The sequence below is a fragment of the Streptomyces sp. R35 genome (genome assembly GCF_041053035.1).
GTDB lineage: Bacteria > Actinomycetota > Actinomycetes > Streptomycetales > Streptomycetaceae > Streptomyces > Streptomyces lutosisoli.
In genome coordinates this window covers 11,054,305-11,077,177 of sequence record NZ_CP163440.1, presented here as the reverse complement: position 1 = coordinate 11,077,177, position 22,873 = coordinate 11,054,305, and the positions used below count along the sequence as shown (strand labels likewise).

Below are 22,873 nucleotides of genomic sequence, written 5' to 3'. Positions count from 1 at the left end.
CACCTCGACCGTGTTCTTCCGCCCCATTGTGTTGAGCCTTGCGCACCTTTACTGTTCGGCTTTGCCTGAGTCTGTTTGATACTGATTGCTCAGGCGGTATGGAGGCCGCAGTGCGGAGTAAACGGATCGGTTCAGAACTTGCGAGACCCGGCCGCCGTCGGTCGTGGAGGGTGGTCCTCGCCACGGCCGCGACCATCGCCCTGGCCGCGGGCATGACCGCGCCCGCCGCGGCGCAGGACGTCGGCGGGAAGCAACCCGCCGCTGCGGCTGCCGCCAGTGCGGGGGCACACACGGTGAGTCTCGACGGCTACTCGTTCCTCGTCGACGGCAGGCGCACCTACCTGTGGTCCGGCGAGTTCCACTACTTCCGGCTCCCGAGCCCGGACCTGTGGCGCGACATCTTCCAGAAGATGAAGGCCGCAGGCTTCAACTCCACGTCGCTGTACTTCGACTGGGGATACCACTCGCCGAAGCCCGGTGTGTACGACTTCAGCGGGGTGCGTGACGTCGACAAGCTGCTCGACATGGCCGAGGAGGCCGGGCTCTACGTCATCGCCCGCCCGGCGCCGTACATCAACGCGGAGGTCGACAGCGGCGGCCTGCCCGGCTGGCTGACCACCAAGGCGGGGAACAACCGCAGTGACGATCCGCGGTTCCTGAAGTACGCGGACGAGTGGCTGACCCAGATCGATCGGATCATCGCCCGTCACCAACTGACCAACGGGACCGGCTCCGTCATTGCCTACCAGGTCGAGAACGAGTACTACAACGGCTCGGCCGCCGGCCACTCCTACATGAAGCACCTGGAGGACAAGGCCCGCGCCGACGGCATCACCGTGCCGCTGACCGGCAACAACAACGGCACCTTCAACTCGGGTACCGGCGCCCTGGACGTCGACGGCCCCGACTCCTACCCGCAGGGCTTCGACTGCTCCAACCCCTCGAAGTGGAACGGCGTTCCGGACATCAGCTACGACCACCCCGCCGGCAAGCCGCTGTACTCGCCGGAGTTCCAGGGCGGCGCCTTCGACCCCTGGGGCGGGCCGGGCTACGACAAGTGCGCCCAGCTGATCAACGACCAGTTCGCCAACGTGTTCTACAAGCAGAACATAGCCGTCGGCGCCACCGCGCAGAGCTTCTACATGACGTACGGCGGCACCAACTGGGGCTGGCTGGGCATGCCGGAGAACTACACGTCCTACGACTACGGCGCCGCGATCCGCGAGAACCGCCAGCTGGATCCGAAGTACTACGAGGACAAGCTGATCGGGTACTTCACGCAGTCCCTCGCCCCGCTGACCAAGACTGAGTCGATCAGGGCCACGCCGCCGGACGACTCCGCGGTCGTCGACACCGCCCGGATGAACCCCGACAGCAAGACGCAGTTCCACGTCCTGCGGCACGGGAACTCCACGTCCACCGCGGTCGACAAGACCCACATCGCGCTGGACTTCAACGCCCAACCGGCCGCGGACACCACCTACACCTGGGACGACCCCGACTCCGCGCTGCAGTACACCGGTTCGTGGTCGCACGTGGCCGACCAGAGCTACACCGGCGGCGACTACAAGCACACCGAGTCCTTCTCCAACAAGGCCGGTGACTCGGTGACCGTCCCCTTCGACGGCACCGCGATCCGCTGGATCGGGTCGAAGACCAGCAACCACGGCAATGCCGACGTCTACCTCGACGGCACCAAGGTCGCGACGGTCGACGACTCCGGCGCCGAGAACCAGGCGGTGATCTTCCAGAAGACCGGCCTGCCGGACGGAGCGCACACCCTGAAGATCGTCGTCGACGGCAGCCACAGCTCGGGCTCCACCGACGACTACGTGGCCATCGACGCCATCGACGTGCCGACGGGTACCGCCGCCGCAGAGCCGACCTACCCGGTCGTGCCCCAGCAGCCGGGCACCGCGATCACGCTCGACGGACGCGACTCACACGTGATCGTGGCCAACTACCGGCTCGGCGACTCGCAGTTGCAGTACTCGACCTCGGAGATCATGACCAGCGCGACCATCGGTGACCGGGACGTCGCCGTGCTCTACGGCGATGCGGGCAGCGACGGCGAGACCGTGCTGCGCTACGCCTCCAAGCCCACCGTGACCACCAGCGGCGGCCCGGTCACGACAACCTGGGACGCGGCCACCGGCGACCTGCGCCTGAACTACACGCACAAGGACCTGATCCGCGTCAGCATCACCGGCGGCGGACAGCGCCCGCTCGAACTGCTCGTCGGCGACAAGGCCACGGCCAAGACCTTCTGGCGTCAGGACACAGCGGCCGGCCCTGTCCTCGTGCGCGGCAGCCACCTGCTGCGGACGGCGACCAGCCTGAACGGCGACCGCACCTTGGCACTCACCGGCGACAACGCCGACGACAAGAACATCGAGGTGTTCACCTCCGCCGACCACATCACCTGGAACGGCCGGACCGTCGAAACCCGGGCCGACGGCACGGGGAGCCTCACCGGGAAGATCCCGACGGCGGCCCCGATACACCTGCCGGCACTCACCAACTGGAAGCACAACGAGGAGTCGCCCGAAGCGGCCCCCGGTTTCGACGACACCAGCTGGCAGGTGGCCGACAAGACGACCACCAACAGTGTCTCCGGCGTCAACGCGCTACCGGTGCTCTACGCGGACGACTACGGCTTCCACACCGGCAACACGTGGTACCGCGGCCGCTTCCACGCCACCGGCAAGGAGACAGGCATCCGCCTGGTCTCGGACTCCGGCGGAGGGGCGCAGGCGTTCTCCGCCTGGCTCAACGGCACCTTCCTGGGCAGCTCCACCACGGGCAGGGCCGACTTCACCTTCCCGGCCGATGCGCTCAAGTCCAAGGGTGACAACGTCATTTCCGTGCTCACCGTGAACATGGGGCACGAGGAGGACTACAACTCGACCAACGGCAACAAGACCGCGCGCGGCCTGATCAGCGCCTCCCTCGCCGGGGCACCGCTGACCGCCGTCACCTGGCGGCTGCAGGGCGTACACGGCGGCGAGGACCTGCAGGACACGGTGCGCGGGCCGCTCTCGACGGGCGGCCTGTACGGTGAGCGGGCCGGCTGGTCCCTGCCCGGTTTCCCGGACGGCAAGTGGAACCGCGTGTCCCTGCCGACGACCGACACCCGTCCCGGGGTCTCCTGGTACCGCTCCGACGTCGCCCTGGACCTGCCGCACGGCCAGGACACGTCGCTCGGGCTGACGTTCACCGACGCCCCGTCACGCAAGTACCGTGCCACGATCTTCGTGAACGGCTGGCAGGTCGGCAACTACGTCAACTACCTCGGGCCGCAGCACACGTTCCCGGTGCCGAACGGGATCCTGAACCCGAACGGCCGCAACAGCATCGCCATTGCCGTATGGAACCTGGACGGCAGCACCGGCGGCCTCGGCAAGGTGTCGCTCACCAACTACGGCAGCTACGCCTCGTCCCTGCACGTCTCGCAGAACGACAGCCCTCGCTACGACGCCCACACGTACGCGATGCCGAAGCGTCCGGGAGCGGATGTCACCCTGGACGTGCCGGACACCGCACAGCCAGGACAGGCCTTCACAGCCGAGGCGACGGTGCGGGTGCCGAAGGACCGACCGTCCGCCTCCCGACTGACGGCCTCGCTCTCAGCGCCCGACGGCTGGGACGTGAGCGCCGCGAGCCCCGCGTCGGTCGAGCGCCTGCAACCCGGCCAGTCGGCCACCTTCACCTGGAAGGTCCAGCCGCCGACCGGGACGCTGCCAGCCGCCTCGGCACTCACCGCGACAGTCCACTACCTGCAGAACGGACGGCAGGCCACCGGCGGTGACGAGCGCATCGTCGGCGGGATCCCGCCGGCTCCGCCGACCGGGAAGAGCGCCGTGAGCGACCTACCCTTCTTGTCGTCCACCAACGGGTGGGGCCCGGTGGAGCGCGACAGCAGCGTCGGTGAGCAGGCGACCGGGGACGGCCGTCCGATCAGTATCGCCGGTGTCGGTTACGCCAAGGGCCTGGGCACCAACTCGGTCAGCGACGTCGAGCTCTACCTCGCCGGAAACTGCTCACGGTTGACGGCGGACGTCGGTGTCGACGACGAGACGGGTGGTGCGGGAACGGTGACGTTCTCCGTGATCGCCGACGGCAAGACCTTGGTGACCACGCCAACGATCCGCGGCAAACAGGCCGCGGTGCCCATCGACGTCGACGTCAGCGGCGCCCAAGTGGTCGACCTCAATGTCGGTGACGCCGGAGACGGCAACGGCAACGACCACGGTGACTGGGCGATGCCGACCCTGACCTGCGGCTAGGGCCCGTCTTCAAACGGATCTTGCCCAGAGCGGCAACGAGGTCAGACAGACCGCCGCCTCATACGAGGCGGCGGTCTTGTCGTATCTGCTCGGGCCCCGGAGGCCTTCACACCTCAGCCATACGAGCAACTGGCTTCCGCCTAACAGCGGCAGGACCGGGACGCCGACGCACGGACCGTCCTGGTCGTAGGCATGCGCTCACATCGCGCGACTCCGGGCCGCCCAGCATCGCCGACGGCGGCTGCCAAGGAACCGGCCTGCTCATCCCGCACCGCAAACGACGCGGTCAGACGCACCTCAGCCCGCAGCAGGAGGCGGAGAACGCCGTTCACCGCCGGGCGCGTGCCCGGGTGGAACACGCCCTGTCCCGGCTGAAGAACTGGAGGATCCTGCGGGACTGCCGGCTCAGAAGCCGTTGTTTTCCCGAGAGTGACGGGTTTGTTTTCGCTGGTCAGGCATAGGCCCGGTGCTTCGGCGGCAGAGACGAAGCGTCGTTTCGTCTCTTCGGTGGAGGTGCCGGATGCCGTCGGTGATGGGGCTGCTGGAGGAGCGTGAACGCGCCGCTCGGCAGCGGATGGAGGCCCTTCAGGCCGAGCTGTTGGAGGCCGAGGCCGCGTGGGAGCGGTTCGTGATCGCCCGTGAGACGGTGGCCGAGGTCCTGGCCCTTCCTTGCGGAGGCGAGGAAGGGCCGCCGGTCGTGGTGGCCGGTGAGGGGTCGGGGCGGATCACCACGGCGTTGCCCGGTTCGACAGTGCCGCAGTGGCACGAAGGGCTCACCCCGGCGGTGCTCGCGCCGGACTACCAGCGGCTTATGGACGCCCTGTCCGGTCGCGGGGAGGCGATGGACTGTCGGCAGCTCGCGGCGGCGCTCGGCCTGGAGGTCGTTCCGGCAAAGGTCGAGGGGGTGCGGTCGAAGGTGAAGCGGCTGGCCGCGCGGGGCTGGCTGGCCGAGGACCGTCCGGGGATGTTCAGCGCGGTCGCCGGGCGAGCCGGCGGCTCATGACCATGCTCATCGACCACCGAATCATCGCTTCCGAGGTGTCGGTTCGGGCTTCGTAGTCGCGGACGAGGCGGCGTGAGCGCACCAGCCACGCGAACGTCCGTTCCACCAGCCACCTTTTCGGCAGCACCACGAAGCCCGCGGTGTCGTCGCTGCGTTTGATCACGGTCAGCGCGACCCGCCAGGCGTCGCGGGCGAGGTCGACCAGGCGCCCGGCGTAACCGCCGTCGGCCCACACCAGCGTGATGCGCCAGTGCCGTTCGCGCAGGCGTGCCAGCAGCCTCTGGCCGCTCTCGCGGTCGGTGGCGGATGCCGCGGTGACCATCACGACCAGCAGCAGGCCGAGGGTGTCCACCACGATGTGCCTCTTGCGGCCGTTCACTCGCTTCCCGGCATCGAAGCCCCGGCTCGCGGCCGGCACGGATGCGGCCCCCTTCACCGACTGGGAGTCGATGATCCCGGCGGTCGGCTCCGGATCGCGGCCCGCGCCCCGGCGGACCCGGTCGCGCAGCCGGTCGTGGAACTCGGCGACCAGGCCCGTGTCGCGCCAGCGTCGGAAGAAGGCGTAGACGCGGTCCCACGCGGGGAAGTCCGCGGGCACCGCCCTCCACGCGATACCGCCCGCGACCAGGTAGCGCACGGCGTCGACCATCTGCCGATGGCAGTAACCCTCCGGCTGCCCGCCCTTTCCTTCCAGCCAGGCGGGGACGGGCATCGCGTCACGCACGACGGTCCACTCCGCGTCGCTCATGTCGGAGGGATACCTCGGACGTCTGTGCGGCCGGTCTCCGGCGTTCCCGAACCGGTGAGCGAGGCGATCACACGACAGGGCGGCCGAGTTGGACGTCACCGGCGCGGACACGGAAGACTGCAGCACCAGGGGCCTCCTGTTGCTCGGTTGGATTCGACACCCACGAGCTGTGCGGGAGGCCCCACTTTCATGCCCAGCCAGCCAGAAGATCACCCAGCCGAGTCGGCAGGCTCAAACTCACGATCACCAAGCTCGATAGAGCAACGGCTAGTCAGGCCGCCAGGCTGTGGGCATAGCCGGCAGCGATTTCCCGGATGCCGGTAACCCCCGCGACGTTCACCGGAACATCGCTGCCGGTGCCGCCGGTGGCGCCGTTGCCGAGTTCCCCGTAGCCGTTGAAACCCCAGGCACGGACGGTGCCGTCGGCGAGGCTTGCCACGCTGTGGGCATTGCCGGCGGCGATGTCCCGAGCGCCGGTGAGCCCGCTGACGACAACGGGAACGTTGCTGATGCCCCCGTCGGTGCCATTGCCGAGCTGCCCAACGGCGTTGTTGCCCCAGGCCCGGACAGTGCCGTCGGACAGGCGCGCCAGGCTGTGCCACCCGCCACTGCCGCCTGAGACCTGTCGGGCGCCGGTGAGTCCCTTGACGACAACGGGAACGTTGCTGACGCCCCCATCGGTACCGTTGCCGAGCTGCCCGTAGCTGTTGTCGCCCCAGGCCCGGACGGTGCCGTCGGACATGCGCGCCAGGCTGTGAAACCCGCCGCAGGCGATTTCTCGGGCGCCCGTGAGTCCGCTGACGACGACCGGAACATTGCTGTGGCCGCCGGTGGTGCCGTTGCCGAGCTGCCCGTAGCCGTTGTTGCCCCAGGCCCGCACAGTGCCGTTGGACAGCAGGGCGACGCTGAGGTCGCAGCCAGCCGCGATCGCGGTCACGCCAGTGAGGTTGCCACTGGGGTTGCTGGGATCGATCACGGTGACGGGGATGGTGCTGGTGCCGCCGGTGGTGCCGTTGCCGAGCTGCCCGTGGGTGTTGTCGCCCCAGGCCCGCACAGTGCCGTTGGACAGCAGGGCGACACTGTGGGTGCAGCCGGCCGCGATCGCGATTACGCTGCTCAGCCCGCCCACGGCGCCGGGGGTGGGGTGCTCGGTGGTGGTGCCGTCGCCGAGTTGCCCGAAGAAGTTGTAACCCCAGGCTCGGACGGTGCCGTTGGACAGCAGAGCGAGGCTGTGTTCGGAACCTCCGGCGAGTGCGGTGACATGCGCGGCCGTCAGTCCATCCACGGTGATCGCGGTGTGCCGTTCAGTGGTGGTGGTGTCACCGACCTGCCCGTGGTTGTTGAGGCCCCAGGCCTCGACGCGTTGGGCCGGGGCGGCGGCCACAGGGACGGGCAGAGCCAACGACACCAGGGTGGCCAACAGGGCGAGCAGTGCCGCCGCCACTGCGGACCTGCGCTGCGTGTGGTGCAGTTGCATGCGTCACCTCATGGTGCTGGCGCGCGCGGAGGCTCCCAGGCCGACGCTACGCGGAGTGATGATCACGCCCCATTGGTAGCACTGAGTACGCGGTGCCGAGGTGCGGCCACAACGCGCAGCGGTCAGGTTGCTGCGGATGGCCGCTCGTCGGACCAGACCGTCGCTAGGCCCTGCCCTCATGCACCCACCCCTCCGAGATCCGCCGATCAGGATCCATGTTCGATCCACACACTCGATGATCGGTATAAATACGGCTTCTCAAGGGCCACGGCGTTCACCAGGCGATGCTCGGCATCGCCCGGCTCCACAACCTGGCCCTCACTGGATAACTCACGCCCCATACGTGACTTCCCAATGCTGATGTCAAGCCGATGCCGCGGCGGGAAGTGAGGCGTGATAGCACTCTCTGTCACGGATCATCGCCCACAAAACATTGACACGTCGGCGGGCGAGGGGCGGCCTGCTGCTGGGCGTGATGGTCACCGCCGCGGACGTCGGCGACCGCACCGCCGCCCGCGTGCTGCTGCGGCGGCCCTGGGGGCCCGCAAGGCGGCCCAGGCCGACGGCCGGTCCCCGACCGTCACCCCCACCATTGCCACGCCCGCCCTGCCCGAGCCGACAGGTGACCAGCTTGACATGGGCCAGCCGGCAAGGCCGAGCCGCGGACGCCGTCGATCAGGTCACCGAGCATGCCCGCACCGAAACCGGGGTGCGGGGGCGCCGCCAGGCTGCGAAACTGCCACGATGATCACCATGCCTGCCGCCGTGCTGGACTCGTTGCACGGACTCGCCTTCGGGGACGCATTCGGCGACCGGTGGTTCGGCATCCTGCGCCGGGACGGCCCGGCGGCCCTGGAGGCGCGGACTCTGCCCGCGGAACCGCTGTGGCGGTGGAGTGACGACACCGCCCAGGCGCTCGTCCTTGTCCAGGAACTTGCCGTGGGCGGCGGCGCCGTCGACCAGGACCGCCTCGCCGGGAGCTTCGCGGCCGCCTACGCCGGCGACACGCATCGCGGCTACGGAGCCTCGATGCACGACGTGCTCCGCCGGATCGGCGCGGGCGAGCCCTGGCGGGAGGTGGTCGCTGGGCAGTTCGGCGGCCAGGGCTCCTGGGGTAACGGTGCAGCGATGCGCGCCGCGCCGCTCGGCGCCTGGCACGCCGCCGACCTCGACGCGGCCGCCGAGCAGGCCGCCCGCCAGGGCGTGGTCTCGCACCACCACCCGGAGGCGGTGGCCGCGGCGGTGGCCGTCGCCCTTGCCGCCGCCCTGGCAACCCGTGGCCGGGGCGAGCCCGCTCCGGCCCGCCCGGACTTCCTCCACGCCGTCGCCGAACGCCTCCCCGACAGCGACGTCCGGTCGGGAGTGCGGGTCGCGGCCCGGATGTCGGAGCGCACCTCGGTCCGGCACGCCGCGGAGGTCCTGGGCTCCGGCTACCGGATGTCCGGGCCCGACACCGTCCCGTACGCCCTGTGGTGCGCGGCGAGTCACCTCGACGACCTGCACGAGGGCCTGTGGTTCACGGTCGCCGGACGCGGCGACATCGACACCACCTGCGCCATCGCGGGCGGGGTGATCGCCGCCCGAACGGGCGTCACCGCCCTTCCCCCTGCCTGGCACGCCGCCCGCGAACCGCTGCCCCCGGTCGTGCCGGAGTGAGCCTTCCCCGGGCGCCTGCCGTAGCGCAGGCTCGGCGTTACCGGGGAGCTCCTCGCTCTGACAAATCTGCTAACGATCACCAGATAGGCGATGTGCTGACCTGGGGATCTAGTGATCGTTTTAGGATTTTTTGCTGTGGTGTGGCGCAACTCTGAGCTGGGGTTTCCGTGGACTTCGGGATCTGGAGAGGCTCTGAGAAGGCTTCCGCATAGCGGTCGATGGGCGTGGTCAGTCGAACTAGGTTCTGGATCGGGTGATCGCGGCGGCGTCGGCGCATGAAGACAGGGCCCCTCGGTAGCTCGGGGTTGCGAAGCCACTCGAGCACCCAGGAGACCCTGTTGCCGCAGTCTTGCCTGATCACGCCTGTCGCGTCCAACTCCCGCGTGTCGCCGTGCGATTGTCTCGCGCACCGGTTCGGAAACGCCGCGGACCGGACGGACCGGACCTCGTGCTAAGGCTCCGATATGAGCGAGTCGGAGTGGCAAGTCATCCGGCCGTTGCTGCCGGTGCCGGCCTGCCTGGCTGCAGGGCCGGGGCGGGCGGCCGGAGGGATACTGCCATCGCGTGATGCTGGATGCGGTCCGCTACGTCGTGGACAACGGGGTGAAGCGGGTCAACCTGCCGGCGGACTTCCCGCCGTTTCGGCGGGTGCATGCCTTCGCCCGCCGCTGGCAGGCCACCGGCCTGCTCGCGGAGCTGCACGACCGGCTGCGCGACCGCGTGCGCGTGAAGGAGGGCCGCTCGGTGGATCCGACGGCTGCGATCGTGGACTCGCAGTCGGTGCGGGCCGCGGCGAACATCCCGCGCGCGACGTCAGGGTGGGATGGCGGCAAGAGGGTGGGCGGGCGCAAGCGGCACGTGGTGGTGGACTGTCTCAGCCTGGTCCTGGCGGTCATTGTGACCGCGGCGAGCGTGCAGGACCGTGACGCCGCCGTTCCGGTGCTCGCGCGGCTGCGCGAGGGGTACTTCTCGGTCCGTCTCGTCGGGGCGGACGGCGGCTACGCCGGCAGCCTGGTCGACTGCGCCCGCGAAAAGCTCCAGCTCACCCTCGATATCGTCCGCCGCTGCGACGACACCACGGGTTTCGTGGTGCTGCCGAGACGGTGGGTGGTGGAGAGAACGCTGAGCTGGCTGATGCGCTCGCGCCGTCTGGTGCGTGACTACGAGACGCTGCCCGCGATGCACGAGGCGATGGTGCTGTGGTCGATGACCATGCTGATGGCGGGCCGGCTCGCCGGACGCCGCCGCGATGCCTTCATCCCGCGGCAACCGGCGCCGTCGTCATAGCGGAGACGAACACGTTCGGCCGCACCTCGGTGGCCCACCCGCGGGCGGCCAGCCGCTTGACCCGCGATCGCACTCCCTCGATCCGGGCCGGTGTCGCCTCCCACCCGAGCCCGGCCAGGATCTGCTTCACTCGCATCCCGTCGGCGGCCTCCGGCGCGGCGAGCACCCGCAGGATCTGCTGGTATTCGGGCGCGAGCGCCGATGCGACGGCATTCTCACCCCGGTGCGGAACGGTCGAGCCCGCTACCGCACTACGGGACAACTCGCCGCCCTGACCTGCTTGTTCACCCAGCACCTCGGCCACCGTTTCCCGGGCGCCGGCCAGCCTCACCAGGGCGCCTTCCGCCGCCACGAGCGCGGCCTGCACCCGCTCGGCCTCCTCCCGCAGCCGGGCCACCTCCTCACGGACCTTCTTCTCCCGGGCCTCCAGCATTCCAAGCACCGAGGGCACAGCCACCTCCACGGACGAGACGAGCAGACGAACCGCCCCATCTCTCCCGCCTACAGGTGGAGTTCATGCCCACCAACCTCGAACCACACGATCATGTTCGGAAAGCGGAAGCCTTCTCAGAGGGCGTTTGATCTAGGTGGATTGCCCTTTATCTCCTAGTAAGTTCCTCGCCAGGTGGATGTCGTCTCGTCCGTTATGCGCTTGGTGAGGTTGTCGATCGAGGCGACGTGGATCATGGCCTCGGAGCTGGCAGGCAGGGTCTCGTAGTCTCGGGCGAGACGCCGGTGCAGCATGATCCCTTCGCGGGGTTCCTGCGCCAGGACCTCGACGCGGTGCTGGCCGGACTGACCCTGGACTACAGCTCCGGCAGGGTCGAGGGACACGTCAACAGACTCAAGACCCTAAAGCGGCAGATGTTCAACCGGGCCGGACTCCCGTTACTGCGCAAGCGAGTTCTCCTCGCATGATCCAGGTGACGCTCCGTCACGCTCCACAAGAATCTTGCCTGAACCTTGGATATCCCCACCCCACGCTCATAGGTTCCCCGGACTTGCTCACCTTCGTTCCCATCCGAGACGGACGTGGATATCGGTCAAGGGATGTAGGGCCATGGCCCCATGTGCTTTCCGATCTTGCTGACTAGCGTCGGCGGCTATGCAGAACAGAAGAACCGTTCACCGCTCGGTGGCCGAACGCCGGCGTGAGACGTTCGACCGCCTTGCCACGGAGCGGGATGCCTGGGTGGCGACAGCTCATCCCGATCACGGCCCCCACCAGGTCCCCCTGTGGTTCGCATGGGACGGGAAAGCGGTCTGGGTGTGCACGAGCGCGACGTCCGCGACGGTGCGGAATGTACGCAAGGACCCGCGGGTGCGCCTGTCACTACCGGACACCTTCGATGTCGTGTTGCTCCAAGGGGCGGCGCAGTGCTTCACGGACCAGGACGTACCGACGGCCGCAGCGGACGCATTCGCCGACAAGTTCGGCTGGGACCCGCGCATGGAGGACGGTCCCTTTGTGTATCTACGCATAGCGCCGAAGGTGGTACGTGCTTGGCGCGGAGAGCCGGAGTTGAGCGGCAGGGTCATCATGCGTGACGATGCTTGGCTGGAGTAGTCGCTGCCCTGGACGGATGACCTGCCTGTATCGGGCCTCCCGCTTGGGGCCCGTGCCCCAAGCTGGGCAACTGGGCTGTGACGATGCCGCGTTCGTTCATTGCGCAATCAACTGGGGACAATGAGCGGGCCTGATGATTTTCGGGGCTCTGACCGGAGTTCCGTGAATTCGCAGGTCGGGCTACAGGGAATGCCGGGTCTTCAAAGTTGAGCGGTGCGGAGGTGTCCGCGGGCTCGGCGGGTGGTGACGCAGCGTGTGCGTAGGCGTTGGTTGGCGGGGTTGCGGGAGCCGAACGCGTTGCGGGCGATGAGCTTGATCACGCGGTTGATCCCTTCGCTCTTGGCGTTGCTGTGTCCGGTGTGGATGAACGCGGCGATCTCCGGCCACCAGCGGTCGACGGTGGTGGCGAGCTGGCGGACTTCGGGGATGTCGGAGTCCGCGCACCAGGTGAGGAACTTCCAGCGGGCGTTGCCGACTTGGTTGCGGTCGGCTCCGGTGCGGGCCAGGGCGAGGAGGGTGCGCAGGTTCTCCTTGGCTATCCGGGCCGTCAGCAGCGTCTGCCCGATCTTCCCCTCGCCCAGGAGCGTGTTCCGCATCGTGGCGAACTGGTCGTCGGTGAGGTCCTCGCGGCCCAGCAGGAGCCGCCGTCGGGCCTTCCACTCCGGGTCGCTCGCCCGTCCGCGCCGGCCGCGGGTCTCGGCGGTGGTGCGGCGCCTGACCATGGACAGCATCTTGTTGGCGAGCTGGACCACGTGGAAGTGGTCGACCACGACAGTGGCGTGCGCCAGGCCGATACGGATCGCGACGCGGTAGGTCGCCGACATGTCGATGGCGACATAGCCGATGCACCTTCTCCAGTCCAGGCTGGTGGTGGCTAGCCAGGCCAGGACATCGGCGACGGTGCGGCCCTCGACTTGTCCGAGCAGCCCGCCGTGGCCGAGGGCGTCGACGAAGCCGGTGTGCCACCGGTCCCGGGTCAGGCGCCACTTGCCGGTCTCCGCATCCTGTTCCCAGCTCGGCCGTCCGCGGCGGGTCTCGTCGATGCCCAGGACTGTGACCTGCGGCAGAGGTGCCTCGGTGACGTCGCGGGCGTGCGGAAGGCTTCCATCACGGTCGGCCAGGACAGATGCAGATCCCGTGCGGCCTGGATGACCGTGGAGCCGGCATCCCGTATGCGGCGCCCGGCCGTATCCCGCAGCCGGGCGGTCAGCCTGGCACCGGCCGGGATCTGCGGGATCTGCTCGCTGAAGGACCGGCGAGGGCAGCCGGCCTCGCGGCACCACCAGCGGCGCTTGTGCCAGCGGAACTCCAATCCGCTCTCGCCGTAAGGGAGATCGCGTGGCCGGGTCACCGCCGAGCCCTTAACCCGGGTGGCGAACACCCCGCAGGCCGGGCAGGCTCTGGCTGTCTCGTCGGCCGTGACCAGGTGAACTCGGCGCCTTCCGTCGGCCAGCCGCTCAACCCGCGCGACGGACACCCCGTCGAGATCGAGCAGCAACGTCGTATCGTCGAGCAAGCCCGTGGCTCCTGCATGATCGTTCTGCGTCGAGAACAGAGATGATCACGCAGGCCCACGGGCATCCCGCATCCGGGGCCGCGCCGGATGCCTCATGACAATCGGCCGAGTGTGGTTCGCTGCTGGGGTGACTCAGGACTTGGAGATCGTCGCATTCGAATCCGCCGAGGCATTCCAGGCATGGCTCGGCGAGAACCACGCCGTCTCGCCCGGCATCTGGCTCAAGCTTCGCAAGAAGGGCCCCGGAATCGCCGCGCTGGACTACACCCAGGCGCTCGACGTGGCACTCTGCTACGGCTGGATCGACGGCCAGAAGGCCAAGTTCGACGACCAGTGGTGGCTCCAGCGGTTCACCCCGCGCAAGCCGCGCAGCAAGTGGTCCAAGGCCAACCGGGACAAGGTGGCCGCCCTGATCGAGCAGGGTCGGATGCATCCGCCGGGACAGGCCGAGGTCGACCGCGCCAAGGCAGACGGCCGCTGGGAAGCGGCCTACGACGGCGCGAAGACCGCCACGGTGCCGGACGACCTCACGGCGGCCCTGACCGCCGACCCGGCCGCGGCGGAGTTCTTCGAGACACTGGACCGGCAGAACCGCTACGCGATCCTGTACCGGATCCAAGACGCCAAGAAGGCCGAGACCCGGGCGCGCCGGATCGAGAAGTACGTAGCGATGCTGGCGAAGGGCGAGAAGCTGCACCCGTAGTCACGGAGAGGGACCGTGGCCGTGTGCTGCCCTGGACTCCCGGCGCGCCAGCGGCCCCGGCAGCAGCCACCAACCGCCGTCGCTGAGCGTAACGAAACGTCCGAGGCCCTGAGCAGGCGCACCGCTCAAGATCGAGGACCCGGAATGCCGCATACTCCGGAAGCTCGCCGCAGGAAGGGGCCGGATTAGAAAGGAGGTTGCCAGCCGCCCCAGTGCGTCTTGTGGCCGGGCGGGGGCCAGGACGCCGTTCCACCTGGATGGGGCCACAGACGGCCCACCCATTCACACTCCGGGACCGCGCCTTCCCAGTCATCGGTGCACCGGTCGGCCCAGGTCCGGCCCATCATGACCGGCCGGGTCACCACGCCGCTGGCGACCTCCTGCACTCGCACCACCAGACCGAGTTCATTGGCTCCAGGGTTCCCCCGCGGGCCGTAGGACACATCGAGCACCTCACACCAGTGAGCGTGCAAAAGAAACCGTTCCAGATCGGCAGGGACGCAGGCAGTCAACTCCCTTCCCCATAGAGTCACCTGAGGGCCGTGGACTGCGTCGACCGCGACGCAGAGCAACCGGCCGTCGATGAAGTAGGCGTACACGGCAGGCTTCGCACGTCCCATGCCAAACTCCACGCCGAGGGTCTCCGAAAAGGGGGCAGCCTTGAACCGACGCAGCTCGGTCATGCCCGGCAGTACAGCGGCGACCTCAGTAATACGCATGCCGAAACACAGCGGCCCGACACCCTCCAGGGGCATCAGCTCCCAGTCCAACCGCGCCGAGACCTTCACGGCACCCCGAAGCTCTGCTGCCGCCATGTCTCCGCCCGTCCCGGCCCACACGCCGAGCCGCCCCGGTTCCCGGCACTCAGCATCACCCCGGCATTACATCAAGCTCAAGATCGTTCACGGAACTGCGGACAGAGCCAATTTCGGAGATCCCCATCAACATCGCGCAGCAGGGCGGCGAGCGGAAAGGCCGTGGGTTCATTCATGGGCCGTGACAGGTGTACCGCGGCGTGGAGGCAGCCGCCGGGGTCCTCACCGCCGGCTGTCCTCGCCGGCGCCGGTCACCACGTTGACGGCGTGCCGCAGTTCGCGCGCACCGGTGAAGCAGCCCTGCGGGTACGCAGAGGCGGCCGCTCTCTCGGTGGCCAGCCCTTCAGCGACGGGCCGGCAGGATCCGGCGCGCACAACGAACGCCGCGAACCGCACGCGACCGCGGACCGCGGCAAGGAGCGGCTGGAAAGTGCCGACGGGACAGAGAGGCGGCCCCGCCCGTAATGGTGATCAGCTGTGCGGGCTGCGCGACACTCAAGGAGGCCACGGCAACGGGCGCATCCCGCCCTACAGGCCGGGGACATCACCCTCCTCCCCCCTCCCCGTCGCCCCGCCCACAGCCGGGGCAGGCCGCCAGAGCGCCGCCGCCGGCGAGACATCCTCACGCACCATCGACGAGGTGAACCAATCCGCACCCGCACTCCCGGCGGACCGCAGGAAAACCTCACCCCGCTGCTACGCGGCGTCGATCTCGCTCTCAGCACCTGCCTTCGACGCCCGGCATGGATCTCTCACCCCCTGCGGATCGCCGTCAGGGACCCGTCCACGGTGAGCCGGTCTTCCAGCTCCTCGGCGAGCCCTGCCGGGCCTGGAGTTGACGCTGCGTCACCCGTTACGGGGTGAGCCGCACGCGGATGCCCAGCGTCCCGTCCGCTCCCCGGCGCAGCCGGCTGTCGAGAATCATGAGGCGGCCGAGGATGCCGTACTTGCGGGCGATGAGTGAGCGGTAGCGGGCGCCGGTTGCCTTGTCGGCGATCTCGGCGGTGGCCGGGATCTGGTCACCCGTCGGGTTGCCGCGTAGGTCGCAGGGGCCGACGAGGATGTCGCCGCGTGCCCGGATCCGCTTGACCTTCCAGGAGTCGGCGGGGGTCCGCACGCCCAGCGTGTCACCGTCGCGCACCACCCACACCGGGGTGGTGACCGGGGTGCCGTTCTTGCGGTAGCTGGTGACGAGCAGGTACTTACCGGCGCCGAGCCGTTGCAGCAGCGTGTCGTCCATGATGCGTTTCTGCTCCTTGTTATTGCGTTCGGGGGCAGCCGTCATGCTCTCGGCCTGAGGGGAGTACGGGTGCAGCTCGATTTGGTTGAGGACGGGCGTGCTGCCGGGCCGGGTTGATCGGGCGGGGCGCCGCAGGTCTCCGTACTTGTTACTCGGTCTCGGCCAAGGCGGCGAGAATCAAGTCGCTGACGGCCTTGGTGGACACGGGGTTCTGGCCCGTGATCAGGCGGCCGTCGCGCACGGCGTGCGGCGTCATCGGGACGGTGGAGCGCACGTATGTGGCACCCTTCGCGCGCAATTCGTCCTCCAGCAGGATCGGCACCCTGCTCTTCACGCCGGCCAGTTTTTCCTCGACCGTCGCGAAGCCGGTGACGGTGCGGTTCCGTACGAGCGGATTCCCGTCGGCGGCACGGAGGTTGATGAGGGCGCAGGCGCCATGGCAGACCGAGGAGACGATGCCGCCCCCGGTGTAGATGGCCTCGGCTGTTCCCCGCAGGTCGGCATTGTCGGGAAAGTCCCACATAGTGCCGTGCCCACCCGTGAAGAAGATCGTGGAGTAGTCGTCCGGATCTGCGTCGGCCACGGAAGCAGTGGACTTCAGGGAGGTCATGAAGGCCGGGTCGGCTCGATAGTTGCGAACCGTCCGGTCGGTGAACAAGCGGCCGAGGCTTCGAGGATCGAGTGGCACCTCACCGCCGGCCGGGCTGACCAGATCCACGGTGTGGCCGTCTGCCACCGCCTTGTCGTAGAAATGGACGAGTTCACCAAGCCAGAGGCCGGTCAGGTGCTTGCTCGCCCCGTAGGTGGCCTGATTTGTCACCACCGCCAGAATCTTTTTCCGTCTCACTTTTCCCACAGTTCCTTTCGGTCAACTACGCATCCCCGCCTGAGGCGCTGACCAGGACGAACTCCTGGTCAGCGCCTCAGGCAGCGGTCGGCACGCGTCTGGATCTGAGTGCGGTGGAGTGCGTCCGGACGATGACGATCGGGAGGAGGAGTTCCAGGAGGGCGGAGGTGAGGACGCCTCCCGCCGGGCTGGGCATGGCGTCCTGGGCGAAGGAGACCAGTCGGCCGACGTCTCCGAGGAAGCTCGGGACGGCCAGGGAGTAGCCGAGTACTACCTGCCGGCGGATCGTTGCCGCCGCCCAGGCGAACAGGGGAGCCCAGCCGATATGGACGCCTGCCATGAAGCGGCGCAGGTTGTCCGCCCGCGTCCGCCGCGCCCTCCGGACTTCCCTGCGCCAGTTGCTGCAGGCCGTCTCCGAGCGCAATGGCAGCGGCCAGCAGCAGGCAGACACCGACGATGGTGTCGGCCGGCGTGAGAGGGGTGTGGGCAGCCATCACGCCTCCTTGCCTGCCTCGGGGTTGGCCACGGGGATGGTGTTCAGCCCTGCTCGGTGGGGCGTACGAGCATCTCGTTGACGGCGACGTGCCGGGGGCGGGTGGCGATGTAGCCGATGGCGTCGGCGATGTCCTGGCTCTGCAGCCGCTCGATGTCGCCCAGGCCGGCGACGATCAGTTGCTGGACCATCTCCGAGTTGTGGGTGCGCAGTTCGGTGTCGACGCTGCCCGGCTCGACGACGGACACGCGGACGTGCTGGCGTCCCAGTTCCTGGCGCAGTGCCTCGCTGAAGCCGCCGACGCCGAACTTGGTGGCGCTGTACACGGCGGACATGGCGAAGGCGGTGCGGCCGTTCACCGAGCTGATGTTGATGATGTCGGCGACCTGGCGCGGCGCGTCGGCGGCGGCCTTGACCAGGTGGGGGACGGCCGCGTGCGTCGTGTACATCAGGCCCATGAGGTTGATGTCGATCATGCGCTGCCAGTCGTTCAGGTCCGCGCCGGGGGTGGGCCCGAGGAGCATGAGGCCGGCGTTGTTGACCAGGATGTCCAGGCGGCCAAGGCCCTCGACGGTCCGCTCGACCGCTTCCGCGGCGGCCTGGGCGGTGGTGATGTCGGCGGGCACGACCAGTGCCTTCCCGCCCTCCTCGGAGATGTCCGCGGCGAGGCCGGTGAGCCGGTCCTCGCGCCGTCCGACCAGGGCCACGGAGGCGCCCTCGCGGGCGAGCTCCAGCGCGGTGGCGTGGCCGATGCCGCTGGACGCTCCGGTAACCAGAGCGACGGTTCCTTCAAGACGACGAGTCTGCGTCATGGTTCAAGCCTTTCGATGAAGGGCCACGTTGCTCGGGGCCGTACGGGACAGGGGGAAGACAGCCCTGCGGCGAGGGCCGTACAGGGGTGGAGGCCGCTCACGGCCGGGCCGAGGGCACAATGGGGAGGTGAGCAGCACTGGGCAGAAGACCACCGACGCCAAGCATCAGCAGAGCACGATCGAGGGAGACCTGCCGCCTCGCGAGCGCCTGGTCAGGGCCGCGTCGCGGCTCTTCTACTACGAGGGAGTACGCGCGATCGGTGTGGAGCGGCTGATCGCCGAGGCCGGGGTGACGAAGGCGACCTTCTACCGGCACTTCGCCGCCAAGGACGACCTGGTCGTGGCCTATCTGCTGACCAAGGACGCCTACTACAAGGACGTGGCCGAACCACTGGCCGCCGCGCACCCGCCCGCGGAAGCAATCGACCTGATCTTCGAGGCGATCGCCGAGCACGCCCGCGAGCGCGGCTTTCGCGGATCGCCGTTCATGAACGCGGCCGCCGAGTACCCGGACGCCACCCATCCGGTCCGCGGCCTGGTGACGACCCACCGGGACTGGATCCGCACCCTCTTCCAGGAACTGCTCACCCGGCTCGGCCACACCGACCCCAAGTCGGCCGCCGGCGCCCTGCTGATGCTGTACGACGGAGCGATGGCAGCCGGCTACCTGGACGACTCGACGGCCGCCCACAAGACCCTGCTGGACGCGGTCCGCCTGATCCGATCGGGAGGCTGACCCCATCGAGGCCGCGCGAAACACCGGCCTCCTGTTGGACCCCGGGCAAGCCAGGGCGCGGATTGGCTTCATGGAGCTTTCATCTCTGTTCGACGTGCACCGGGACCCACCGGCAGTTGCCTGCCTGGTTGGCAGTCCCGCCCGTAAGGCCGAGACGCCACCCCAAGAGGTAGGAAGACCGGTCGTTCTACCTCTCGACGATAGCCCCCCTGGCGTCCTCGCGCCAGCGATTGAGCGGCTTGTGGGATCCCTCACGGGCTGCTGCTGCCTCGGTGGGCCTTCCCGGCTTGCGTGGCCGAACTCGCCTGCTCCCTCATCTCCCGGCATCACCCTCGGACCTGTCACGACGACGAAGTGAAGGCCGCGGTCGACGGCCGCTTCGGCCCCCAGGCGGGCCCGCGGACGGCATCGAGGTTGACCCGCTGGGAGACCCGGTCGGCGCCGCCGCAGCTCTTCGCGGCCAAGAGGGCGAGTCGACCTTCGTGATTCTGCTGCGGGCCGCTGCCACTAGGGCATGTCCGGTGGGTCGAGGGTGGTGCGGGTGCCCGCCACGAGGTATCGCCGACCGCCCGAAAATCCGTGGAACCGCACTCTCGTGTGCCGTTACCGTTCTCCCGCCCGCAGTCACCCTGTCAAGGACGTGCCGTTGTACACCAAGTGAGACACCCCGAGCGCTGATCCGTCGCGCGTCGCACCTGTGCGCCGCGCTCCTTTTCGCTGCGGTCTTCTCACTGGAACCGGTGTATCTCTGTGTCCAAAAACTGGGTGGTCGTGCCCACCTGCCTGCCGATAGTTCTCCGCCGTTGCCACAGGTGCGCCTCCGGGCGCTTGCGGGCGAACGGCACATTCCGCGTCAACGCGAACCACAAGCTCCTCGACGCCTGGCTCCTCGCGCTGTGCACCGGGTGCGGGGACACCGCCAAGGTCACTGTCCCGGAGCGGATGAACGTGCGTTCCGTACGACCCGAGGTCCTGAACCTGCTGCACGACAACGACCCCGGCCTGGCAGCCGAACTGCTCCAGGACCCGGCCGTACGGGGCCGTGAGGTGGGCGGCTCGGGTCGAGCCGAGCGGCCGGCCTGGCAGTCGCCGTACGGTCCGCCGCCGCACCGGGCGCACCGCGGCCGGTGGGCGCCTGTGCCGGGGTTGGCCTGGCCTCGGTCCGCTCTGCGGCGCGGATACCTGTGCGACCGGTGCGTCTGAGCGCCGAAGGTTTCGGCTCTTCGCGAGCCTAGGCCGAGAGACTCCTCGCCGAGGGGAAACTCGAGTCGACAGTCCACCTGAGCGGCAAGCTCTCAGGCGACTTCACCTTCATGCTCAAGCGCTGAGTCCTTCCGGCCCGGGACCTGTCCGGCAGTATCCGATCCGCCGGACAGGTCCTAGCGACGTGCTGGAGTCAGGGCGACGACAGTTGTCCTGCGACTACGACACCTATCGTGCTCAGCCTCACCGAGCCGTTGCGATGACTCGACGCCCTTGCGGGCGATGCGGACACCGATCCGTTTGCCGCGTAACCATTTCCGCAGGTGGGGGATGTCGTATGCCTTGTCGGCGTGGAGGCGTTGGGGCTTGAAGTGGCGGCCGCGGTGGGGGTCGTGTCTCGTTTGGTGACCCGTGATCACGGGCTTCAGGGCGAGGCTGTCGTGGGTGTTGGCCGCGGTGACGCCGACGAGGAGGGGCAGCCCGTTCGCGTCCGACAGGACGTGCATTTCCGAACCGGGTCTGCCCCGGTCCACGCGGCTCGGACCTGTGAGTTCGCCCCAACTTTTAGCGCGGACGTGGGCGGAGTCGAGGACGGCACGTGAGAGATCGAGGAGGCCGGCGTCGTCGAGCCGGTGCAGGATCTCCTCGTGGAGCCGGCCCCAGACTTCGGCCCTCGACCAGATCAGGAAGCGCCGATGGGCCGTCGACTTCGATATCCCGAAACAAGGTGGTAGAGCCCGCCAGGCGCACCCGCTGACCAGAACATAGATGATGGCCGCGAACAGCGTCTCATCAGGAATGTCCTGCGTCCCGCCGCCCTGTGGCCGCACCCTCGACGGTGGGATCAGCGGCTCGGCGATCTCCCACAACCCGTCCGGAACAATCCAACTCCACGTACCCCGCCCCATACCGAGACCAGCGACGCCTCACCACATAGGACACGGTCTTAACCTCAGGCACCCGCGCGACAGCTGCGGTTGATCGCCCGACTCAGACCCGGCGCCGGGGCAGTGTTGCCGGTCGGCGCATGATGACCGGCATGAAGAGCACGGTCGAGAAGATCAAGGTCTGGTTCCGGTTTGTCCCTCGTGAGGGGTGGTTCCCGCAGGACACCGAGGGGCTGTGGGCGACGAGGATCAGTGATGACACGGCCAGTGTGCAGAACACCCCCTTCCTTCAGGACGGGGTGGCCGAAGGCGATGTGGTGCGGTACCGGACCGACTCCGACGGGCTCCACTGGGCCGTCGGGCGGGTCAGTTCTTCCGGCAACTGCACGATCCGTGTGGTGCCCGTGCCCACCGGCCCCCTGGGACGCAGTCCGCAAGCGGTGCACCAGCGCCTCTCGGCATTCAACCTTGGAGGCGAGGTCTTCAGTGAGGACTTCCCCATGGTGGCCTTCACCGCGCCAGCCGGCGCGGACTTCGCCGGGATCAAGGCCCTTCTGACGCAGGGCCAGGAGGAAGGCTGGTGGCACTACGAGGTCGGGTGTGGCACCGACGAGTGGTGGAACGCCTGAGCTTGTCTCTCGACCTCTGATCTCGAACATCGAGTCGCGCAGGCAGACACTGGGCTGGACCCGCCCGAAGCTCCGTACGCCCGACGCGGCGGACCGGTGGACCTGGCTGATCGTCGCCACCCACACCCGACTCCGCCTCGCCCGGCCGCTGGCCGCGGGCCTCCGCCGCCCCTGGGAGAAGCCGGCCGAGCCCGGCCGGCTCACCCCCGCCCGGGTCCGCCGATCTTACGAATGACCAGCTAAGACCCACGCTTGGAAGGTAGGACAAGCTCAGAAGCTGTCCGAACCGGTGATCCGTGACGCTGCGTGACGGGTGCCGATAGCGCCGGGCCGCCACCCGCTGCCGAGGGGCGTTTTCTGGACGCCATCCTCTGCGTGAACCGGACCGGGATCCCCTGGCGTCACCTCCTGCTCGACCACCCGCAACGGCTGCCTCCTGGTAGGTTATAGGTCGACCACTAACATAGGAGTGGATATGACAGCCAAGAAGGACGACGCCGACCGCCGCGCCGCTGCCCAGCACGCCGTGGCCGAGCACCTGCGCCTCACCGCCGCAGGACTCACCGAGGAGTGGGTGAAGCTGTTTGCCCCGGACGCGGTGCTCGAGTTCCCGTACGCCCCGGACGGCGTGCCGAAGCAGGTCAAGGGACGAGACGCCCTGCTCGCCCACATGCGCGGCTTCCCCGAGACCTTTGACGTCAAGTTCGTCGACCTGGTGTTCCACGACACGGTCGATCCGAGTCTGGTGGTCGCCGAATTCCGCTCGACGGGCACGGCACTGCCGACCGGCAAGCCGTACGAGCAGACATGCATCTCCGTCGTCCGCACCGACGACGACGCGCTCATCACCCACTACCTGGACTACTGGAACCCGCTGGTGGCGATCGAGGCCCTCACGCCCGACGACGTGCCGTCCGACCGCAGCGTGACTTTTGGAGGCTGAGGGGAGCCGTGTTTGACTGACGCCC

At 68.6% G+C, this 22,873-nt stretch carries 20 protein-coding genes and 4 pseudogenes; 12 read left to right on the top strand and 12 right to left on the bottom strand.

What is annotated here, in order from left to right:
* Nucleotides 1-110: 110 nt before the first annotated feature.
* From AB5J50_RS50120 to AB5J50_RS50110, 3 genes and pseudogenes are all read left to right on the top strand, one after another.
* The gene (locus AB5J50_RS50120; RefSeq protein ID WP_369265156.1) at nucleotides 111-4,286 is read left to right on the top strand and encodes a beta-galactosidase; all 4,176 of its coding nucleotides are present in this window, start codon (nucleotides 111-113) and stop codon (nucleotides 4,284-4,286) included.
* Between the two features lie 224 nt (nucleotides 4,287-4,510).
* Nucleotides 4,511-4,696 (top strand): annotated as a pseudogene (locus AB5J50_RS50115) (transposase family protein); the annotation flags it as partial.
* 110 nt (nucleotides 4,697-4,806) lie between these two features.
* A complete protein-coding gene (locus AB5J50_RS50110) occupies nucleotides 4,807-5,289 on the top strand; it encodes a hypothetical protein (RefSeq protein ID WP_369265155.1) in 483 nt (160 codons plus the stop codon).
* Here the strand turns inward: AB5J50_RS50110 and AB5J50_RS50105 are convergent.
* On the bottom strand, nucleotides 5,255-6,037 hold the full coding sequence (locus AB5J50_RS50105) for an IS5 family transposase (protein ID WP_369265154.1): 783 nt from the start codon (nucleotides 6,035-6,037) through the stop codon (nucleotides 5,255-5,257). The genes AB5J50_RS50110 and AB5J50_RS50105 overlap by 35 nt on opposite strands.
* A gap of 271 nt (nucleotides 6,038-6,308) precedes the next feature.
* Nucleotides 6,309-7,514: an RCC1 domain-containing protein gene (locus AB5J50_RS50100; protein WP_369265153.1), complete on the bottom strand. Its 1,206-nt coding sequence runs from the start codon at nucleotides 7,512-7,514 to the stop codon at nucleotides 6,309-6,311.
* A gap of 744 nt (nucleotides 7,515-8,258) precedes the next feature.
* Here AB5J50_RS50100 and AB5J50_RS50095 point away from each other — a divergent pair.
* Together AB5J50_RS50095 and AB5J50_RS50090 are read left to right on the top strand one after the other, a co-directional pair.
* A complete protein-coding gene (locus tag AB5J50_RS50095; protein WP_369265152.1) occupies nucleotides 8,259-9,170 on the top strand; it encodes an ADP-ribosylglycohydrolase family protein in 912 nt (303 codons plus the stop codon).
* 567 nt (nucleotides 9,171-9,737) lie between these two features.
* Complete coding sequence (locus tag AB5J50_RS50090; protein ID WP_369265151.1) at nucleotides 9,738-10,457, top strand: IS5 family transposase; 720 nt, start codon at nucleotides 9,738-9,740, stop codon at nucleotides 10,455-10,457.
* On the opposite strand, the gene AB5J50_RS50085 is transcribed toward AB5J50_RS50090, so the two are convergent.
* Complete coding sequence (locus AB5J50_RS50085) at nucleotides 10,426-10,908, bottom strand: hypothetical protein (protein ID WP_369265150.1); 483 nt, start codon at nucleotides 10,906-10,908, stop codon at nucleotides 10,426-10,428. The two genes, AB5J50_RS50090 and AB5J50_RS50085, sit on opposite strands and share 32 nt — an antisense overlap.
* A gap of 155 nt (nucleotides 10,909-11,063) precedes the next feature.
* Nucleotides 11,064-11,204: pseudogene (locus AB5J50_RS50080) on the bottom strand (IS5/IS1182 family transposase); the annotation flags it as partial.
* A 358-nt stretch (nucleotides 11,205-11,562) separates the two neighbouring features.
* Between AB5J50_RS50080 and AB5J50_RS50075 the strand changes: the two are divergent.
* Nucleotides 11,563-12,024: a pyridoxamine 5'-phosphate oxidase family protein gene (locus tag AB5J50_RS50075; protein ID WP_369265149.1), complete on the top strand. Its 462-nt coding sequence runs from the start codon at nucleotides 11,563-11,565 to the stop codon at nucleotides 12,022-12,024.
* Nucleotides 12,025-12,224: 200 nt separating this feature from the next.
* On the opposite strand, the gene AB5J50_RS50070 is transcribed toward AB5J50_RS50075, so the two are convergent.
* The gene (locus AB5J50_RS50070; RefSeq protein WP_369265742.1) at nucleotides 12,225-13,004 is read right to left on the bottom strand and encodes a transposase; all 780 of its coding nucleotides are present in this window, start codon (nucleotides 13,002-13,004) and stop codon (nucleotides 12,225-12,227) included.
* Complete coding sequence (locus AB5J50_RS50065) at nucleotides 13,001-13,375, bottom strand: helix-turn-helix domain-containing protein (RefSeq protein ID WP_369265740.1); 375 nt, start codon at nucleotides 13,373-13,375, stop codon at nucleotides 13,001-13,003. Before AB5J50_RS50065 ends, AB5J50_RS50070 begins: the two co-directional genes overlap by 4 nt.
* 259 nt (nucleotides 13,376-13,634) lie before the next feature.
* On the opposite strand from AB5J50_RS50065, the gene AB5J50_RS50060 reads away from it, so the two are divergent.
* Complete coding sequence (locus AB5J50_RS50060; protein ID WP_369265148.1) at nucleotides 13,635-14,243, top strand: YdeI family protein; 609 nt, start codon at nucleotides 13,635-13,637, stop codon at nucleotides 14,241-14,243.
* A gap of 185 nt (nucleotides 14,244-14,428) precedes the next feature.
* Here the strand turns inward: AB5J50_RS50060 and AB5J50_RS50055 are convergent, their stop codons facing one another.
* The 5 genes from AB5J50_RS50055 to AB5J50_RS50035 all read right to left on the bottom strand — a co-directional run bounded on the left by AB5J50_RS50055 (nucleotide 14,429) and on the right by AB5J50_RS50035 (nucleotide 18,450).
* Entirely contained in the window at nucleotides 14,429-15,058 is a 630-nt protein-coding gene (locus AB5J50_RS50055; protein WP_369265147.1) for a hypothetical protein, read from the bottom strand.
* 853 nt (nucleotides 15,059-15,911) lie between these two features.
* The gene (locus AB5J50_RS50050; RefSeq protein ID WP_369265146.1) at nucleotides 15,912-16,298 is read right to left on the bottom strand and encodes a PPOX class F420-dependent oxidoreductase; all 387 of its coding nucleotides are present in this window, start codon (nucleotides 16,296-16,298) and stop codon (nucleotides 15,912-15,914) included.
* Nucleotides 16,299-16,446: 148 nt separating this feature from the next.
* On the bottom strand, nucleotides 16,447-17,121 hold the full coding sequence (locus tag AB5J50_RS50045; RefSeq protein WP_369265145.1) for a type 1 glutamine amidotransferase domain-containing protein: 675 nt from the start codon (nucleotides 17,119-17,121) through the stop codon (nucleotides 16,447-16,449).
* Nucleotides 17,122-17,221: 100 nt separating this feature from the next.
* Complete coding sequence (locus AB5J50_RS50040) at nucleotides 17,222-17,596, bottom strand: DUF4345 family protein (protein WP_369265144.1); 375 nt, start codon at nucleotides 17,594-17,596, stop codon at nucleotides 17,222-17,224.
* 86 nt (nucleotides 17,597-17,682) lie between these two features.
* On the bottom strand, nucleotides 17,683-18,450 hold the full coding sequence (locus tag AB5J50_RS50035) for an SDR family NAD(P)-dependent oxidoreductase (RefSeq protein ID WP_369265143.1): 768 nt from the start codon (nucleotides 18,448-18,450) through the stop codon (nucleotides 17,683-17,685).
* 127 nt (nucleotides 18,451-18,577) lie between these two features.
* Here AB5J50_RS50035 and AB5J50_RS50030 point away from each other — a divergent pair, with 127 nt between their 5' ends.
* Together AB5J50_RS50030 and AB5J50_RS50025 are read left to right on the top strand one after the other, a co-directional pair.
* Entirely contained in the window at nucleotides 18,578-19,186 is a 609-nt protein-coding gene (locus tag AB5J50_RS50030; protein WP_369265142.1) for a TetR/AcrR family transcriptional regulator, read from the top strand.
* 750 nt (nucleotides 19,187-19,936) lie between these two features.
* Nucleotides 19,937-20,514, top strand: a pseudogene (locus AB5J50_RS50025) (DUF1062 domain-containing protein).
* 51 nt (nucleotides 20,515-20,565) lie between these two features.
* On the opposite strand, the gene AB5J50_RS50020 reads toward AB5J50_RS50025, so the two are convergent.
* Nucleotides 20,566-21,297: an IS5 family transposase gene (locus AB5J50_RS50020; protein WP_369265141.1), complete on the bottom strand. Its 732-nt coding sequence runs from the start codon at nucleotides 21,295-21,297 to the stop codon at nucleotides 20,566-20,568.
* Between the two features lie 119 nt (nucleotides 21,298-21,416).
* On the opposite strand from AB5J50_RS50020, the gene AB5J50_RS50015 reads away from it, so the two are divergent.
* The 3 genes and pseudogenes from AB5J50_RS50015 to AB5J50_RS50005 all read left to right on the top strand — a co-directional run bounded on the left by AB5J50_RS50015 (nucleotide 21,417) and on the right by AB5J50_RS50005 (nucleotide 22,848).
* Nucleotides 21,417-21,905 (top strand): DUF4265 domain-containing protein, encoded by a 489-nt coding sequence (locus AB5J50_RS50015; RefSeq protein ID WP_369265140.1) that lies wholly within the window; start codon nucleotides 21,417-21,419, stop codon nucleotides 21,903-21,905.
* 40 nt (nucleotides 21,906-21,945) lie between these two features.
* Nucleotides 21,946-22,134 (top strand): annotated as a pseudogene (locus AB5J50_RS50010) (transposase); the annotation flags it as partial.
* A 246-nt stretch (nucleotides 22,135-22,380) separates the two neighbouring features.
* A complete protein-coding gene (locus AB5J50_RS50005; RefSeq protein ID WP_369265139.1) occupies nucleotides 22,381-22,848 on the top strand; it encodes a nuclear transport factor 2 family protein in 468 nt (155 codons plus the stop codon).
* Nucleotides 22,849-22,873: the final 25 nt, after the last annotated feature.

What these genes read in the sequence shown, in the direction of transcription:
- AB5J50_RS50110 (WP_369265155.1), top strand. Translation starts at nt 4,807, where the DNA reads ATGCCGTCGGTGATGGGGCTGCTGGAGGAGCGTGAACGCGCCGCTCGG.
- AB5J50_RS50105 (WP_369265154.1), bottom strand. Translation starts at nt 6,037, where the DNA reads ATGAGCGACGCGGAGTGGACCGTCGTGCGTGACGCGATGCCCGTCCCC.
- AB5J50_RS50100 (WP_369265153.1), bottom strand. Translation starts at nt 7,514, where the DNA reads ATGCAACTGCACCACACGCAGCGCAGGTCCGCAGTGGCGGCGGCACTG.
- AB5J50_RS50095 (WP_369265152.1), top strand. Translation starts at nt 8,259, where the DNA reads ATGATCACCATGCCTGCCGCCGTGCTGGACTCGTTGCACGGACTCGCC.
- AB5J50_RS50090 (WP_369265151.1), top strand. Translation starts at nt 9,738, where the DNA reads ATGCTGGATGCGGTCCGCTACGTCGTGGACAACGGGGTGAAGCGGGTC.
- AB5J50_RS50075 (WP_369265149.1), top strand. Translation starts at nt 11,563, where the DNA reads ATGCAGAACAGAAGAACCGTTCACCGCTCGGTGGCCGAACGCCGGCGT.
- AB5J50_RS50060 (WP_369265148.1), top strand. Translation starts at nt 13,635, where the DNA reads ATGACAATCGGCCGAGTGTGGTTCGCTGCTGGGGTGACTCAGGACTTG.
- AB5J50_RS50055 (WP_369265147.1), bottom strand. Translation starts at nt 15,058, where the DNA reads ATGGCGGCAGCAGAGCTTCGGGGTGCCGTGAAGGTCTCGGCGCGGTTG.
- AB5J50_RS50050 (WP_369265146.1), bottom strand. Translation starts at nt 16,298, where the DNA reads ATGGACGACACGCTGCTGCAACGGCTCGGCGCCGGTAAGTACCTGCTC.
- AB5J50_RS50035 (WP_369265143.1), bottom strand. Translation starts at nt 18,450, where the DNA reads ATGACGCAGACTCGTCGTCTTGAAGGAACCGTCGCTCTGGTTACCGGA.
- AB5J50_RS50020 (WP_369265141.1), bottom strand. Translation starts at nt 21,297, where the DNA reads ATGGGGCGGGGTACGTGGAGTTGGATTGTTCCGGACGGGTTGTGGGAG.
- AB5J50_RS50015 (WP_369265140.1), top strand. Translation starts at nt 21,417, where the DNA reads ATGATGACCGGCATGAAGAGCACGGTCGAGAAGATCAAGGTCTGGTTC.
- AB5J50_RS50005 (WP_369265139.1), top strand. Translation starts at nt 22,381, where the DNA reads ATGACAGCCAAGAAGGACGACGCCGACCGCCGCGCCGCTGCCCAGCAC.